Here is a 16,709-nt window from a genome sequence, read left to right as displayed (position 1 = left end):
CAGCGCGCCCGTCGTCTTCAGGATGGGTATACGCGCGGCGAGGTTCCCAACGATTTGACAGACTGTCGATATCGGCGTTCTCGCAAATTGGAGACGGGAGTGGGGACGATGAAACGACTTCTGATTGTGCTTCTGGCGTCCAGTTTTGTAGCGGGCTGCGCGACCTTGAGCAGATCGGCGTGGACGGCAAGGCGTCATTCATGCCGGTCACGGCGACGTTCAACCGAGGATCATATCGGGTGACTTACCATTATTATCGTACAAGGCCCGCCCCCTGCCCAAATGCTGTGGCCGGCCACGTTCATTCCGGGGTGGGAATCCGCATGGTCGCGAACATCACCACCACACGCAGGGGGGTGAATATCACGAACCTCATGGGACTGTCGGGATCGGCGTCACAGGATGCCGCAAGAGGTCAACTGAGCATTCGGACCTTCCGACTGAGTTCCGAGACTTCGTCCATCTCACCCTACATGAGTTCCGCTTCCGGCCTGACCCCGGAAGGACTCCGCAAAGCAGTTGAATCCTTTGCCGTGATCAAGGCTGTGATCGAGACACCGCTCGTCAAACTCACCCCGTATGACCTTTATGTAGAGGGGCCGGCGCCCCAGGCGTGCGCCGCGGCCTCGCCCGAGCGGTCGACCCTGTCCGTACCTCAGGGCGGCTGAGCACGGCGGTCACCGCAGGGGCCTGCACCGGCTGCCCCCGAATGATCAGGTTCCAACGGCGCAACCCATTTGCGGTGCTCGACCCACTAGGTCTGGGACAGCGACCAAGCCGATAACGTTGGCGAAGCATTTGATCGTTGCCACGCAGGGTTAGCTTCCGAAGCGCACTAGCATTCGGCATTGATAATTTCCGGCGGCGGGAGCCCAGGCAGCATCGCGATCTGGCTCGTCGAATGCCGGATCGCCCCCTTAAGCGAGGCGTTCTGGATGTTCGCTAAAGTCAGCGCAGGCTGAGCATAGCGTTCCAATTCGACTAAATGTCGCGTTATCCGGAAATTATGCCCCGTTCAGTTGTGGAAGGGGGCTGGTTGCGGCCCTCCGCTCTGGCAGACTGACGATAGGCGAGCCGATTCGGCTGGTGTCGCTTTCGAGGGACGCGTTGGAACCAGGGGAGTTCGATCTCATAGCCTTGGTGTCGACTGTGGCTGACCGGCCGCGGCTGCTCTCGGCGTTGCAGAACAACTATACCCAGTTTTTGGATCGCGACGTCCAGACGCCAAAGGCCGCTGCCACTGTAATCGCCGTCCTCGATGCCAACGGCAACGCCGATTATTTCACGAACTGCGACCTTCCAATCGACTGTGATGCGCTCGGCGCTCTCTTGTCACGGCATGCAAGCAGCCTGGCGTTTTCGATCGGATCGGTCCTCGTTCTGGGCCGGGACCGTAGCCCATCAAGCCGTTCAGAACTGTTTGGCGCCTATCCACGCCTGCTCGATGCCCTCAGTGCCGAGGCGGCGGCAAGTGAACGCCTCAGGCAGAGCAGGGCGGGTCTGATAGGTTTGGGATATGGCGACTTGTCCGCTGTCCCGGCAGTGCTTTGGTGGTCTCTGGCCGCCGTAGTAGAGCAGCCTGCGGGCGCCGACGCCGTGAGTGCGCTTGGCCGTTGCGCAGCCGCTTTCGACTCGGTCACCGCCACGCCTTGGGCAAAGCGCGCTAGATCGCTCGCAGCCGAGGTGAACGACAGCCTTCAGATGGATTTGTTCGATCCTGTACCCCCGGCCCGGGTATCTCCGCTACGATACGAGGTTCTGCCAGTCAGTTATCTCGGCTTGGCGTCGATACCCACGAGCGACTTCGCTCAGTCAGTGCTGGCACCGACGCTGCGTTGGCGGTGGCGCGCTCGCAGCATCGAACCGTTGTCACTGGAGGATGCGGATTATTCAGACGTTCCACTGGTTCTACGGACGTCAAGCTCGACCCTGATCGGGCCGGGGCATTGGAGTGTCGATGTCGGACTGGACTACCTGCCGCGCGCGGCGCTCGGCCTAAAGCCGCTGAAAACTCAGCCCCTGCGCTACAGCTTTAGCTCGACTCTGGCGGAGGTTATCCCTCCTCGGGCCGTTGGGTCTGCGGGGGAGAGCCTGGCATTCGACGTTTTCGGCGATCCTGCGCTCGCCGGGCACGAGCTGGACTTGACAGTTACCGGTAAGTTGGGTCAGGTTTTTCGCTTCAAAGTTGCTCTGGCGTCAGCGCTGAGGGGGAGCGATGACGGCAGAAGGACACGGCGCGCCGCTTAACGCGCCGACGACGCGTAGAGAACACATTCGCCTCAACTTCACGGCCGAGAACCGCAAGGGCGTCACGGTCTTTGTGACCGAATTCGAGTTTCCGAACGGGTCTGCTTTTGAGTTCATCGTTCCGGTTGCGATCGCCGCGCCCGATCTGGAAGAGATTAACCGCCAGATCAACGAACAGGCGGGCACCGGTTACCCGCCGGAGGCGACACGCAAGAATATTCTGGAAATCGGCAGAAGATTGTCGAGGGTTCTGCTGCACACACCCGTCGGGATCCAAGCGGCGACGGGCGCCCAAAGCAGCTCCGAAGGTGATCGCGCGACCCTCGTGTCAAGATTGGCGATGACGGACGGCCCGGTGCAGATCAGGAGTAATCTACCGTATCCTATCGAACTGCTCGCCTTCGATGAGTCTGTCGGTGGCGTTGACCCTTTCAGCGAGATTCTGGCTGGTCGTCCCGAGCTTTGGTTCGTATCTCGCGAACACTACGGTCGGCCGGCCGGGGCCGGAGCCGCCTACTTCCACGACGCGCAGACCCCGAGCGTTGGCGACGGCAGCACGCAGCGAGCGGTCGAGCAGGTTTTTGAGGGTGTCACGCTGCATGAAGATCTCCCTCACGGTGATATGTCTGGAGCGCAGAAGGAGATTGATCGGCTGCTCAAGGCCACGTCAGCCTGGGCGCATTTTCAATCTCATACCGACGTCGGGACGCATAAGATTCGTCTCACAAACCGCTACATGGCGGTTCAACAGGAATTCCGACAACCGAATCCGACTTTGACTGCGGTACTTTTGAACACCTGCAGAGCGACACATCAGACGGCGGCGGATCCGTTAGGCCCGACTTATGCCATCAGCTGGGCGGAGTACTTCACGGCTGATTGTAACGTCCCCGCTGCGATTGGCCCGTTCTGCAGTATTCTTGATGAGGACACCAAGGGCTTCACGATGGCCTTCTACAGCGCATTGAAGCGTACGAATGACGTCCCGACTGCATTCGCGACCGCCCGGATGACACAGATGTTGAACGGCGACTTCGCGCCGTTGTTGTACCGTTATATCGGTCCACCGAAGCTTTCGCTTCCGGCGCCGACACCACACTCAGGCACCGCCTCCATAGTCGCTGAGGTCTAGGAATGGCCAAGGTCGTCCTTACAGAACCCCTGAGGAATTACGGGGCGATCGGCGACGTCGTTACCGTAAAGGACGGGTTCGCGCGAAACTATCTGTACCCGCGGGGGAAGGCACTCGTGGCGTCTCGTCGAAATCTCGAACGCTTTGAGCTGGATCGAGCGGCTTATGAGATTCGTCAGAATAGAATCCGTCGCGACGCGGAACGATTAGCGCGGAGTCTTGAGACGTGGTCGCCAGCCTTCATCTTGGAAGCCAATGACAACGGGAACCTCTATCAGACGTTCAGACCCAAACAGCTGGTGGTTGCGGCTGAAGCCTATGGGCTGACGATCAGGGCGGCTGATATCGTGCTGGCGAGCCCAGTGCGATCAGTCGGTGTCCACTATGCCGTCGTGCGGGTTCATCCGGAGGTCGAACAATCCATAAAGTTCTATGTCGGCCGATCTCAGGAAGAGATCGACGCCCGTCAGCTCGAGCAATTAGCAGGTGATCGCCGCCTTGAAGCGCTTCGGCTGATCGATCGGATGGCGATCGACCAACAAGAACCCGAAGGGGACTTCACATCCCGGCTGATCAGGGTCGCTGAACTCGTATCCTCTGGCGCAGGGCAGGCAGCGAGGGCGGCTCTCAAGTCGCGACACGGCTCCGCCTTCGAAGACGCAGTTCGCAGCGCGTTCCGCGAGTTGAACATCGATTGCCTGATCCGCGTTGCCGCCGAGCATGACAACGCACAATCTGATGTGATCAACGTGACGTTCGATGTCTGCGGTGCTCTGCCGATCAGTGTGGGTAACGCGTCGACCTTCCGGCTTGCCGAAGCCTCCAATCTCCGAAGCGCCTCGCTTAAGCTCTCGGTGTTCTCGCCGAGCGCCGAGATTGAAGCGGGCGGAGAACCCTACTCTGGCAAGGCTCCGGATGGTGAGACGGGTTCTGTCGGTATCCAACGGCAACTGCGACGGCCCGCTTCGGGTGGCGACATGGGGGAGCCTCCGATTCTCTGGTCGATCGCCACCCTTAACGATGTTTGCGTCCACAGACGCGCTTGGCGTCTCTCCGAGGATCTATAGATCGACGATCAACTCGTGGGATCCGATGTCTTCGCCAAACTCGGGATGAATTTCGGTCTTGTCGCCCAACAGACCGATCGGTCCCTTTGCAGGTAGAATCCTAGGTTTCGCTCCGAGCACTGGCCACTTTACGGACCAGAGCTGTACAGCGAAGGGCATCGCCGTGTCGTATGCGAATGTCGTATCGCCACTAGAGGCTCTGGAAACCGTCGCGCCTGCCGACGCTGACAGCGCTTGTTGAGCCGCCGCTTCCACCTGGAGCCGTGCGCCCAGCTCAGTCTCGAGCGCGATTGACATGACCTCAAGTGAGGCAACGCCGACGATGATGATCGCAACATCACCCCGGGCCATTGGGCCGGACTTGCGGATCGTAGCGTCGTTGAGCGCGGCATGCAGCGGCCCAGGCTTCAACTCGACGAGATGGCCATTGAACCCCGCGAGCCGGATACGTCTCGCACCCTGGGCGGCAAGTTCGACTTGGGCGCTGGCAAGCGCGCTCAGGGGACCCTTCAGTCCGCTATCAACAGAGGCGGCACCTTCACTCGCCAATGCCCGAGAGAAGTCCGGCATGGGGGAGGCGGCATTGAGCGCGATCTGAGAGAAGTCGCCATCGAAGATGTCGCCAAGTTCGAAGCGACCGGCTAGCGGAGCACCGCCCTTTATGACCTGAACCTGCCCAGGCTTCACCTCGAGATGCGGCAAGGCCAAGGTGTGCAGTCCGAGAGTTTCGAACAACGCCGCCGCAATCGAAGTCATCGCTAACGCTCCACGGTGTGGTTTGGCCCGGTGCATAAAGACCGCTGCCACGCTAGTCGAAATAGGATCATGAGCTCAAGATCATGGCGCGTCCGTGGAGGTCAGCGACGTGATACTGGACCACCAAAAAACAATTCAGGCGCGCTTCGAATGAAGCCTGAGGCGGCGTCGCGTTGAGGCGTCGGGTATGAAGGCTGTAGTCGGAGCGTGAGAGGTGTGCCCGGCGTCCTTCAGAAGACAGTGCAAGGATCGCTCTCAGTCCGTTAAAGGCGAGGACCGGCTGCTTCACCCGGCATTGATCAGCCAGTGTGGATGCTCCCTGCCTTCGGGTTTTACATGCTTCCCGTAAGTTGTTGATTTTATTTGTCCATACTGTATTGTGTTTTACACGCTAAGTGTCTGACGTATCGTCGGAAATACCAGATTTTGGTACCGTCATTCTAGGTTCGAGTCCTAGTTCCCCAGCCATCCGTTAGCAGTTTCAAGCGCAGCCCCGATTAGCCCAATCTTCAAGGGTTTCGGGCCATCGTGCTAAAGAAATCTGCTAATAATGACCTTCATGCAAAACGTCATGCTTCGGGGTTCGACATTCTATGTCGTCCTCAACATTCCTCCTGTCGCGCGCCACGCCTTTGCGGGCAAGAATCAGGTGTGGAAGTCGCTTCGGACGAAGGACAAGACCGAGGCTCGGAATCGCGCAGTCCCCATACTGGCCGCGCTAGAGGCGCAGGTGAAGGCGGCGAGCGTCCGCGTTGCGCCGAACCCGCTCCCGTCAGCCGTCCACCAACGCCTCATCATCCCGCGTGACCACGCCCTAGCCGCTATCGAACGCTGGCGGATCGCAAGCGTCCAGCGGGCCTATGACGAACACTGGAACGACGCGGCTCCAGCCTTCGCCAAGTTCTCGGATGAGGCGGTTCGCCTGTCTGACATTCGATACAAGCTGAGGAAGCGGGGACGCGCCAATTCTCCAAGTGGTGGGGGATGTGGTGCACGGCAAATGCCGAGGTGAAGGGGCAGGGGATCGACGAGCCTGTGGTCAAGGTATTCCACTCGTTCCGCCACAACTTCAAACGCGCCGCCCGAGGCCGCATCGAGAAGCAGATCAGCGACTTGTTGTCGGGCCACAAAGGGACCAACGACGTGAGCCAGAAATACGGGTTCGGTGCAGACTTCGAAGTGCTGGTCGAGAACATCGACAAGATCGACTACCCGGCGTTCCCGACCTTACCGCGCTAGGCCGCGAGGCCGTCCACCATTTCCACGAGATCGTCGGCCGACAGATGACCGTATCTGTCGGCCGTGATCTGGATGCTGGCGTGACCGGCCACCCACATCAGGGATCAAACGAAACGGCGCAGTTCATTTTCCGCATAGTCGCGGATCGCCTGAACGTGGACGGTATGGTCGGCCTCTGCATCCGACATCATGCGGAGCGAGCGCGTGACCTCTTCGTGCGGGTTGATCCCGGCGCCCAACGCCATAGCGACGGCGGCGAGGAACGTGGCGCGAATCTGATCCGCCGGGTCGATGTTGGACACACGGTCCAGAACAAGGAAGGCTGGTTCGCGCAGGACGGCGACGGTCGATGCGCCTCGAACTCGGTCGCCGATATTTGGGTCTGAAAAAATCATCGGATGTTTCGGTCTCTCAATAGGGAGTTAAACTGCATTCATTGGTCCAAAGCATTTAGTGGAAAAGGTAGTCAGAGCAGCGGACCTCGTTGATGTCGAAGTCGCCCATGGGTGGGAGCGGCGGGAGCTTGTCGGCGTAAGCCTCCGGTAGCTGGGCGATCAGTTCGTCGCGAAGCATGGCCAGACGATCCACGCTGTATTGATCCGCGAAGGTCTCACGCAGGATCGAGCGCAGTTCGAAAACGCGACAGGCGTGGACCCCGAAGCTGTCATGCACCACGCACAGGTCGCAGATGCCCGCTTCGTGACAGGCGTTGGCGACGGCCATGAGGTGGGCTGCATCCATAGAGTGGATGAAGTTCGGGCTGATGCCGTTGACCTGACGCTGACTGTCGATCCCCGGCGCACTGTGCTGAAGGTTGATCTGAAGCCGCTTGTTCTTGTGAAAGACCGTCATCCGATCCTTGCGACGGCGAGGATAGGTTTGCAGGACCGGAAGGCCGGTTGGCGTCGTCCACCAAATGGGCTGGCCAGCGGCGGTCATCACCTTGGCCGCGTCGCGAAGCCAAGCCATGGCAGTCGAGGCGGCGACAACCGTCTCCGAGATCGCATCCCAGAGGGTGTAGGAGAGGTAGTCCACGCTGTGAGGGAAGAAGATCGCCTCTTCGTCTGCGAACTTTTCGGCGACCCATAGACGCTGACTGATAGCCAGACGCTTCGACAGGTTGGCCGAGTTGAGATCGTGAATGTCTGCGGCTTCGCGCTTCCATCGAGCTTTGACCTGTTCGTCGTGAGCGAACTCAGGCGGGCGAGGGGGGAGGTCGAGCGGTTGCCGGTTGGGGAGGCCGCCCAACACGCCGCCACCGTCCCAAATCTCGCGGATCACATCGAGGATCGGCCGATTAATTCGCCACGCCGTGGATTGGACGGCGTTTACGGCCGAATAAACGGCGGACATTTCCACGGTTCGGAGATGTTCGTGGTAGGCGGCGTTCGTCTGCTTCACGAGGCGCGCACCCGGCGTCTTGGTGACGTAGCCACCCCGGAAAGGCGTCGCCCATCGGCGGGGCGGCACGATCATCGGCAGGTGCATCGGCTCCAAAAGTTCGCAGCGGGCGTGCTGTTGTTCGAGCCAGCGATGAACGGCCTCGGTCGGGCGGATCACCTTCGTTCCGCGCGCGATGCTCTCAATGACGAACAGGCCGGTGACATCGCAGAACAGTTCGAGGGCCTTCGCCCCCGCGCGAACGCGCTGTTGCAGGGTGAACGTGCGGTCCACCCCATGTTCGATCATGATGTCTTTGATGGCCTTGCGCTTCTTGCTCGTGACCAACGACGAAGCGTTCTGCTGGGACTTGAGCAGACCCTTGAAGACATCTCTCCGGTTCCGGCGAAGGCCGTCCATCTGGATGTGTTCGATGATGGCGTTCGCGACGGCGATGCAGGTGGCCGTGAACTTCATGCCACTCGCGGCGGCGTCGAGAGCGACGCGGCCCGTCAGGTAGGCGGCTTCGTCGGCGCCAATCTGCGAGAGGATCAGGTGAGCGTCTACGCCACGCGCGGCGCCGCCGTGATCCACGCGCTCGCAGAACTCGCGAATGGCAGAAGCCGTCGGCTCTGTCGCCAGCTTGAGAAGCTGACGGCCGGGCGGAAGGTCCGCCTCTTCGTCAGCAGCGCGGGTCTCATTGCGCCGCGGCATGGGGCGGCTCGCACGATAGCGACTTGCGCCGAGCGCGCGTGACTCGTTCTCAAGGTCGATCTGACGAGCGACCTTCTGTCGGTAGGTTTCCTGTTGCACACCGATATTTAGGCGGGCAGGGCAGGGCCTTAACGCGGGCCAGAACTTGGCTCCGAGCCTTGACGAGAGCCGCCGAAAAGCTGCTAATAGCGACCGTCAATAACCTGTTCGAACCTGAAGATTAGCGGTCGGCAAGCGGTTGTGATTGCTACATTTTTCGGATCGTGGGGACAATCCTAGTTCCCCAGCCATCCGTTTCAGAGCGATTTGAGGGCCTTCGCCTCCCTTCGCGAGGGGCGAATTTGCAGGTGTGGGGCTATCGCCGGTCTCTGCCAGGCGCGCTCATGCCTCGTCGAATCGCATCGCCCATACGGCGTCCGGGTCAGGCTCGGGATGGGATGGTTTGGTCGAAACCAAGGGCGTGGTTCGACTCAAGGGGCTTGCGAAGACGCAGCGAAAAATAGGTCTGCGGACGGCCGAGGCCGCCCGCGCGTCGCCGCCCTATCGGCCTATGTCGTAAGACGCGTCCAGACCCTCGCCGCCGACCTTGGCCTCGATCAGATCGCCGGACTGGATCAGGCCCTTGGTGAAGGGACGCTGGTCATAGACCTGGAAGCGAACGGTCGACTCGGGCCGGATCGTCGTCTTGTAGCGGTACAGGGTCGGATCCGTCGCGTCGGGCGACAGTCTGACGATCATGTCATTGGCCCCCAGGAAGTCGCCCCAGAGCCACAGAGGCCCCGTCGCGCCTTGCGGGCGCCGGATGGTGATCTCGACCGGCGCGGGCTCCTGATAGGTCTCCTTGGCGAAATAGGCCGCCGGGGTCGGCTCGTTGCCGCGCCGCCAGTCGAAATAGGTCGCGTTCTCCCAGTTCGAGCCCTGGCCCCAGCGGGTGGAGCAGGGGGTCGAGACCCAGGCCGGCTCCCAATAGACCACGCCCACGCCGCCCGCGAACTTCACCCTCTGGGTCAGGTCGTGCATGTACTGGCGCTGGCCCTCATAGGTGGCCGGATAGCCGGGCAGGAGCGAGTCCTCGCCCAATAGATTCGGGGAGTTATCGGCGGAATCTGTCGTGAAGGGATAGGCGGTCTCGACCACCACCACCTCAGCCGGATAGCGGTGACGCAGGCGAGTGATCGTCTGCTCCAGTCCGTCCAGACCCTGGGTCGACCATTTGCGATAATAGCTGACGCCGATCAGGTCGAAATCGGTGACGCCGTGCTTCCAGGCGTCGGCGAACCAGGGTTCGACGTTCTCGGGCTGGGCGATGTGCAGCATGACCAGGGGCTGGATGCTGGACAGGGCGCCGGCGTCGCGTACGGCCTTGATGCCGGCGTTGAACAGGGCGGCGTTGCGTTCCCAGTTGATGCCGGGGCGGGCGGTCTTCCAGTCGAGCTCGCCCATCATTTCGGGATTGGTCTCGTTGCCGACCTGAACCTGGTCCGGCATCAGGCCTTCGGCGTCGAGCGTCCGAAGGGTCTGGAAAGTGTAGTCATAAAGGGTCTGGGCCAGAGCCGGCGTGTCGTCGCGCATCGACCGCCAGGCCTTGGGTACGATCTGCTTGTCCCCGTCGGCCCAGTCGTCCGAATAGTGGAAGTCGAGCAGAACCTCCATTCCGGCCGCGCGGGCGCGGCGGATGGTTTCGCGCACGTCGTCCAGGTCGCTGTAGTTGGTCCATTCGGCGTCGTTCCAGATCCGGACCCGCACCAGATTGGTCCCCATTTCGGCGAACAGGCCATAGGGATCGCGGGCCTGACCGTCCTTGCGATAGATCGCGCCGCAGTCCTCCATCTCGTTCACATAGGACAGGTCGGCGCCGAAATAGAAGGGCGCCGGCTGGCCCGCCTGCTGGGCTTGCGCGGGCAAGGCCATCAGGGCGGCGAAGGCGGGAAGGAGGATGCGGCGGATCTTCATGGGCGATTCCGTAGGCTTGAGGTGCGACGCGGGGTCAGTAGCGGAAGGTGGCGTCGAGGCTGAACCGGCGACCGAAGCGGGTGTTGCTGGCCAGACGGTTCTCGTCGTTGTCGTAGTAGGTGTTGACCTCTTCATCGGTCAGGTTGCTGGCCTGGAAGCGCACGCCCAGGTTCGACGTCACCTGATAGGAGGCGCTGAAGTCCAGGGTGGATTCGCTGTCCAGCGTCCGCAGGGCGGAGCCGTCCCAGCCGCTGATTACGGTGAAGGGGCTGTGGTACTTGTAGCCCAGGCGGCTCTCGAACTTGCCGTCGGAGTACCAGAGGTCGACCGTCGCCGTCTCGCGGGCCAGGCCGGTCGACTCCAGCGGGTTGTTGGCCGGCGAGAACTCCTTCACGTCGGAATCGACATAGGCGAAGTTGGCGTAGACGCCGAAATTCTCGAGCGCCGGGATAAAGCGGAACGGCGTCTGGAAGGTCAGCTCGATGCCGCTGATGCCGCCGCCGTCGCCGTTGAACGGACCGGTGACATTGTAGGTCACGCCGTCGATCGTAACCGGCTGGGTGAAGTAGCCGATGTGGGTCTCGACATCCTTGTAGTAGGCCGCGGCCGCGAACAGGGCTTCCGGCGCGAAATACCACTCGTAGGACAGGTCGACCTGGTTGGCGATGTAGGGGTTCAGGTTCGGGTTGCCGGCCGTGCCCGACGGGGGCGGGCTGGTGTTGTACAGGGTGCGGCCGGCGCGCAGTTCATCCAGAGGCGGACGCGCCATGGTGCGGGCCAGGCCGAACCGCAGTTGCTGGTCCTCGGCCAGGGCGAAGGTCAGGTTCAGGCTGGGCAGCAGTTGGAAATAGTCATTGTCGATCGAGATCGGCGTCAGGGCGCCGCTGTTGACGGATTCATAGCCGTTGCTGGTGGTTTCGGTCTGAACCGCACGCATGCCGACGTTGCCAGTGACGGGCAGGCCCGCGAAGTCGCCGGCGAAATCGACCTTCACATAGGCCTCGAACACCGTTTCATCGACGGACCATCCCGAGGCCTCGTCCACGGCGTCTGCGGGCTGGACGAAGCCGCCGTAGGCCGCCTGGGCCACAGCGTTGAAATCGCCGTTCAGGAAGCCCGGGGTGTCGAAGTCTGAGACGGTGAAGCTGCTGAGCAGCGACGAGGGAAGGGTGGCGACGATCGGCGCCTGCGTCCACAGCAGTCTTTCGTAGGCCTTCGACCGGTCAGAGGCGCGGACGCCGAACGAGGTCTTGGTGACGCCCGTCTCGCCGCCGTAGTGGGCGACGTCGAACTGGGCCGACGTCAGCTCGTCCGTCAGCTTGCCGCCGTCCGCCTGGCCGGGAACATAGTCAAACAGCGGCTGGAAGCTGGGGTCTGACGTATCATAGCTGGCAAAGGCCGACGGCGTCTGGCCCGGCGTCATGTCGACGCCGGCGAGCGCCGGATAGTGTTCGGTGAAGATCGCGCGCCACAGGTTCTCGCGCTCCGCCTTCGAATAGGCGACGTCGCCGGTCAGGGTCCAGGCGCCCGACATCCACTTGCCGTTCAGGCCGGTGGCCAGCAGCGTTTTGTCCTCGACGTATTTGGCGATGACGTTGGTGACCGACGCGAAGGGCAGGGTGGCGGCGACCACTGTGCCGTCGATGATGGTGTAGGCGGCGGCGGGATCGCCGTAGGCCCAGCCGGAGGCGCCGTCAAAGTTCGCGTAGGCGTTGTTCCTGCCAAACCAGATCTGGTTCTGGTCCTCGTCGATCTCGACCTTCGAATAGAGGGCGTCCATGTTCAGTTCGAACTGGTCGGACGGCTTCCACTGCAGAGCGCCGTTGACGCCGTTGCGGGTCTCGGTCAGGCGCTTGACCTGAGCCTGGGCGCCCCAGAAGGTCGCGTCCAGATCGCCGTCGCCGTCGATGTCGCCGGGCGAACCGCCCGTATCTTCGTCGTTCCAGCCCCAACCCTCGAAGGTCGAATAGCCGTTCTTCTGCTCCTGGTGGGTCACGCCGAGGTTGACGCCCAGGGTGTCGGTCAGCCGATGGGTCAGGCTGGCGCTGAAGCGGGAGCCCAGCGGATCATAGTCGGGCAGGTCCTCGCCGCCCTCATAATAGACCGCGCCGGCCGTGCCGACGAAGCTGGGGCCGCGATAGTCCAGCGGGCGGATGGTGCGGATGTTGATGGTGCCGGCGATGCCGCCCGAGATCAGGTCGGCGGACTGGGACTTGTAGACCTCGACGCCCGAGACGACCTCCGAGGGGTAGATTTCCCAGCGGACGTTGCGGTCCGGCTCCGACGAGGCGACTTCGCGGCCGTTGACGAGGCCCAGCACCAGACGCGGGCCGAGGCCCCGGATCGAGGCCTGGCTCTGGTTGCCGCGGTCACGCGTGCCGTTGACGCCGGGCAGACGGACCAGTTCTTCGGCGATGGTCACGTTCGGCAGTTGGCCGATGTCCTCGGAGGAGATGGCCTCGACCACCAGGTCCGAGCGGCGCTTGACGCCGATCGCATCGCGCAGCGAGGCGCGGATGCCGGTGACGACGACCTCATCGACCTGTGCGGCCTCCGTAGGCTCGGCGGCCGGCGCCTCCTGGGCCCAGACGGGCGCTGCGGCGAGAAGGGCGGCCAGCGATACGCTGGCGGCGGCGATGGTCTTGCGATTGGCGGTCATGAGAAACTCCCCCTGTGCTCGCCTGATTTTCAGGTCGATTGTTTGGTGGTGCGGGCGCCGAGACGAAGCACGGCGGGGCGCAGCCCCTCCGCCCGCGCCGTGACGGTGATGGGGCCGCCTTTGCGGCCCGTCTGGACGATGGCCTGGGCCAGTCCGTTGAACAGATGTCTGCGGTCGCTTCGGTCCGCCTCGTGGCTGACTGGATCGCCGTTGCCGACGCCGATGACCCGGGCGTCGCCCGCGACTTCGAAGACGACAAGGTCGTTGGCGCGCGGACAGGGTCGGCCACGGGCGTCCACGACGCTGGCGGCGATCATGGCCACGTCCTCGCCGTCGGCAGTCAATCGTTGACGATCAACGGACAGACGCAGAGCCGCCGGGGCGCCGGCGGTCTCACGACGCTGGGTCGAGACCAGCCGGTCGTTCTTGTACCCGCGCGCCTCCAGCGCGCCCGGCGCATAGGGCACGGACCAGGCCAGGTGACGATTGCGCTCGACGGTCTTCGATCCGACCGAGCGGCCGTTCACGAACAGTTCGACGCGATCAAGGTTGGAATGGACCCAGACCTCGATCTCCTCGCCTTCGCGCCCTTCCCAATTCCAGTGCGGGAACAGGTGCAGCAACGGCTCAGTCCGCCACCAGGCGCGGTAGTACCAATAATTGTCCTTCGGGAAGCCGCAGGAGTCCATGGCGCCGAAGTAGGAGCCGACGCTGGGCCAACGGCTGTAGGGCGTCGGTTCGCCGCGATAGTCGAAGCCGGTCCAGATGAAGCCGCCGGCGATATAGGGCCGCTCCGCCGCAATGGTCCACCATTCCTCGGCGGTCGAGGCCCACCAAGGGTGTTCGCGGTCATAGGCCGGGACGATGTGGCGGGCCGCGTCCAGCACATATTCGCCCCGGGTCGAGACGGTGCTGCCCGTCTCGCTGCCGAGGATCGGCTGATCCGGGAAGCGGGCGTGATAGCCCTCCATCTGGGGGGTGCGATAGTTGAAGCCCAGCACATCGACGACGCGCGACACGCCGGTGTCGAAGTCCTGGTCCTTGGCGGCGGTGACAGGACGGGACGGATCCAGCCGGTTGACCAGCCGCTTCATGGTGCGGGCGATGGCGGCGCCGGTCTGATTGCCCTGGATCGCCTGTTCTTCATTGCCGATCGACCAGGCGATGACGGAGGGGCGGTTGCGGTCGCGCCGAACCAGGGTGGCCAGCTCCGTCATGGACTCTTCGTCGGAGGACATGCGCCGCGTCTCGGCGATGACCAGCATGCCCAGGCGGTCGCAGGCGTCCATCAGTTCCGGCGTGGCCGGATTGTGCGAGGCGCGATAGGCGTTGCAGCCCATGGCCTTCAACTGCTCGATGCGCCAATCCTGGAGCCGATCCGGGATGGCCGCGCCGACGCCGGCGTGGTCCTGGTGGCAGCAGGCACCGAGAAGCTTCAACGGCTGGCCGTTGAGCAGGAAGCCGCGCTTGGCGTCGAACACCGCCGAGCGGACGCCGAACGCGGTCTCGGTGCGATCTGTGATCCGACCTCCGACCTCGACCTCGACCACAAGGCGGTGCAGTTGCGGATCGGATGGCGACCACAGGGGAGCGGTGTTCCAGGCCAGATCATGCTTGACCTTGCCGTCGCTCCAGGAGGTGATGGTTAGCCCGGTCTCATGGCGGGCCATCTCAAGACCGTTCGGGGCCAGGACGAAGGTGCGAATTCGGGCTTCGGGGGCGGCGTCGGACTGGTTACGGACGTCGATGCTGATGTTGGCGGTCGCGCCCGCGCCGCGCGGGGCGGCCTGGATGAAGACGCCGTGCGGCGGAAGGTGGATGGGGTCCGTGGCCGTCAGATGGACATGGCGGTACAGGCCCGCGCCTTCATAGAACCAGCCTTCGCCGAGGCTGGCGTCTACGCGAACGACCAGCCAGTTGGTCTCGCCTGGCCGAGCGACGTCGGTGATGTCGACGGTGAAGGGGACATAGCCGCCGGCGTGTTCGTCGACGATAATACCGTTCAGGAAGACCACGACCTGACGGAAGGCGCCGTCGAATTCCAGGCTCAGCCGCCGTCCAGCCCAGTCCGCAGGGATGTCGAGAGGCCGTCGATACCAGCCGACGCTGTTCTCAGGATGATCGCGCCCCAAGGCCCGATAGCCGTGGGCCGCCCGAGGGTCGTCCTGGTCGGGACCGAAGCCGCCGGGGCCCGGATCGAACGGCAGATCGATGGCCCAGTCGTGGGGGATTTGGGCCGGGGTCCAGCCGGAATCATCGAAGCCGGCCATCGCCGCCGTCGCGATCGGCGAGGTCTCCGAGCCGCCGGTCTTGGCATAGGTGCGCTGATCGCGGCCAAAGCCGAAATCCTTTGCCATATCTGAGGCGTGACCGAGCGCGAACTTCCAGTCGAACGCCAGTCTTACGCTCTGACGGGGCGACAAGTTTGAAGCAGGCGTCGCCGAGTCCGCGACTGCTGGCCCAGCCAAAGCGGTCGAGGCGAGCGTCAAGCCGCCTGCGCCCTGCAACACGACACGGCGATCAACCGTCAGATCTGAACCCTTGCGCTGCAATGCGCGTCTCCCTGAGCACTCGGGCCTGTTGGCGGCCTCTTGAGGTCAAGAAAGCGGTCGTCGCCCCGTTCTGTCAATGAAATAATTTTCATATGCGATATGAAGTCGCTGCGGCAGCGGTGTGGAGCAGGCCTGTTCCTGCATAGGGGCATGGGCCCTAAACCCCTGCGGGCTTAGCGGCGCGTCGAAATGGGCCCACAGAGGGACGCCAACATATTGTCGGAGGTCGCTTGGCTCGGCTTGGCGGCCGGCGCCTTGTGCGGAGTGCGCCGGTCCTTGGACGTAATCGTTCGCTGCGTCGCCAAGCTGGGCGGGGACGTGGTGCCGGTTGCAGGAATCGAACCCGCGACATCCAGTTTACAAAACTGGCGCTCTACCAACTGAGCTAAACCGGCGCCGTCCTCGAGACAGCAGGCCTTATGCGGACGGATCGTAGCCGGTGCAAGATGGCGCCGGCGGGAATTCAGTCTAGCGCCGCCGCGATCTTTTGGGCCAGGGGCTGCAAGACGGCCGCCTCGGCCATCGGCGCGTGCCCATGTCCCTTCATCGGACGATCGGCCCAGCGGGGAATGATGTGGAAGTGCAGGTGGAAGACGGTCTGACCGCCCGCTTCGCCGTTGAACTGCATGACCGAGATCCCGTCGGGTTTCAGAGCCTTCTCGACGGCCTTGGCCGTGCGTTGCAGGGCGGCGGTCACACGGGCAAGAACCTCAGGCTCGATCTCCAGCAGGGTCCGAGCTTGCGACTGTTTGGCGATGACCAGGACATGGCCCTCCGACTGGGGGAAGACGTCCATGAAGGCCAGGACGTGATCGTCTTCCCATACCTTCACCGAGGGAATCTCGCCGCGCAGGATCTTGGCGAAGATATTGTCGGGGTCGTAGGCGCCGTGAAGGCTCATGGCTGGTCTCCGTCTGATCTTGATCGGCGCACTGGTTAGCAGCGTGGGACGGCGAGGGGGAGCCTTCCTGGATATCCGGCGTTATGGTGACGCTTCACAGGCTGTCGAG

General features: G+C 62.9%; 13 protein-coding genes and 1 tRNA gene. 6 read left to right on the top strand and 8 right to left on the bottom strand.

Annotation, left to right across the window (positions count from 1 at the left end; all coding sequences use genetic code 11):
- Positions 1 to 323: 323 nt before the first annotated feature.
- The 4 genes from ACW170_RS13615 (at position 324) to rplI (ending at position 4,446) form a co-directional block, all read left to right on the top strand.
- On the top strand, positions 324 to 668 hold the full coding sequence (locus tag ACW170_RS13615; RefSeq protein ID WP_492087185.1) for a hypothetical protein: 345 nt from the start codon (positions 324 to 326) through the stop codon (positions 666 to 668).
- Between the two features lie 481 nt (positions 669 to 1,149).
- Positions 1,150 to 2,247 carry a hypothetical protein gene (locus tag ACW170_RS13610; RefSeq protein WP_492087184.1) on the top strand — a complete coding sequence of 366 codons (1,098 nt, stop codon included), beginning with the start codon at positions 1,150 to 1,152 and terminating at the stop codon, positions 2,245 to 2,247.
- A complete protein-coding gene (locus ACW170_RS13605) occupies positions 2,216 to 3,379 on the top strand; it encodes a hypothetical protein (RefSeq protein ID WP_492087182.1) in 1,164 nt (387 codons plus the stop codon). The genes ACW170_RS13610 and ACW170_RS13605 overlap by 32 nt, the downstream gene beginning before the upstream one ends.
- 2 nt (positions 3,380 to 3,381) lie before the next feature.
- Positions 3,382 to 4,446, top strand: coding sequence for a 50S ribosomal protein L9 (gene rplI / locus ACW170_RS13600; RefSeq protein ID WP_492087181.1), 1,065 nt, complete (start codon positions 3,382 to 3,384; stop codon positions 4,444 to 4,446).
- Here the strand turns inward: rplI and ACW170_RS13595 are convergent.
- Positions 4,441 to 5,202 carry a hypothetical protein gene (locus ACW170_RS13595; RefSeq protein ID WP_492087180.1) on the bottom strand — a complete coding sequence of 254 codons (762 nt, stop codon included), beginning with the start codon at positions 5,200 to 5,202 and terminating at the stop codon, positions 4,441 to 4,443. The two genes, rplI and ACW170_RS13595, sit on opposite strands and share 6 nt — an antisense overlap.
- Before the next feature lie 550 nt (positions 5,203 to 5,752).
- Here ACW170_RS13595 and ACW170_RS13590 point away from each other — a divergent pair.
- Positions 5,753 to 6,214 (top strand): DUF6538 domain-containing protein, encoded by a 462-nt coding sequence (locus tag ACW170_RS13590; RefSeq protein ID WP_492087179.1) that lies wholly within the window; start codon positions 5,753 to 5,755, stop codon positions 6,212 to 6,214.
- A complete protein-coding gene (locus ACW170_RS13585; RefSeq protein ID WP_492087178.1) occupies positions 6,187 to 6,441 on the top strand; it encodes a hypothetical protein in 255 nt (84 codons plus the stop codon). Before ACW170_RS13590 ends, ACW170_RS13585 begins: the two co-directional genes overlap by 28 nt.
- Positions 6,442 to 6,545: 104 nt before the next feature.
- Here ACW170_RS13585 and ACW170_RS13580 read toward each other — a convergent pair whose 3' ends face one another.
- The 7 genes from ACW170_RS13580 to ACW170_RS13550 all read right to left on the bottom strand — a co-directional run bounded on the left by ACW170_RS13580 (position 6,546) and on the right by ACW170_RS13550 (position 16,600).
- Positions 6,546 to 6,743 (bottom strand): hypothetical protein, encoded by a 198-nt coding sequence (locus tag ACW170_RS13580; RefSeq protein WP_492087177.1) that lies wholly within the window; start codon positions 6,741 to 6,743, stop codon positions 6,546 to 6,548.
- Positions 6,744 to 6,891: 148 nt separating this feature from the next.
- Entirely contained in the window at positions 6,892 to 8,634 is a 1,743-nt protein-coding gene (locus tag ACW170_RS13575; RefSeq protein WP_492087176.1) for a DNA-directed RNA polymerase, read from the bottom strand.
- A gap of 441 nt (positions 8,635 to 9,075) precedes the next feature.
- A complete protein-coding gene (locus ACW170_RS13570; protein WP_492087175.1) occupies positions 9,076 to 10,488 on the bottom strand; it encodes a glycoside hydrolase family 53 protein in 1,413 nt (470 codons plus the stop codon).
- 34 nt (positions 10,489 to 10,522) lie between these two features.
- The gene (locus tag ACW170_RS13565; RefSeq protein WP_492087174.1) at positions 10,523 to 13,147 is read right to left on the bottom strand and encodes a TonB-dependent receptor; all 2,625 of its coding nucleotides are present in this window, start codon (positions 13,145 to 13,147) and stop codon (positions 10,523 to 10,525) included.
- Positions 13,148 to 13,176: 29 nt separating this feature from the next.
- Complete coding sequence (gene galA, locus ACW170_RS13560) at positions 13,177 to 15,504, bottom strand: beta-galactosidase GalA (protein WP_492087173.1); 2,328 nt, start codon at positions 15,502 to 15,504, stop codon at positions 13,177 to 13,179.
- Between the two features lie 514 nt (positions 15,505 to 16,018).
- Positions 16,019 to 16,094 (bottom strand) — tRNA-Thr (locus ACW170_RS13555).
- A 68-nt stretch (positions 16,095 to 16,162) separates the two neighbouring features.
- Entirely contained in the window at positions 16,163 to 16,600 is a 438-nt protein-coding gene (locus tag ACW170_RS13550; protein ID WP_492087172.1) for an HIT family protein, read from the bottom strand.
- Positions 16,601 to 16,709: the final 109 nt, after the last annotated feature.

This window comes from Brevundimonas sp. FV2ps16, from assembly GCF_058681075.1.
Note: the sequence above shows the minus strand (reverse complement) of the source record. Positions and strands in the feature narration are given on the sequence as shown.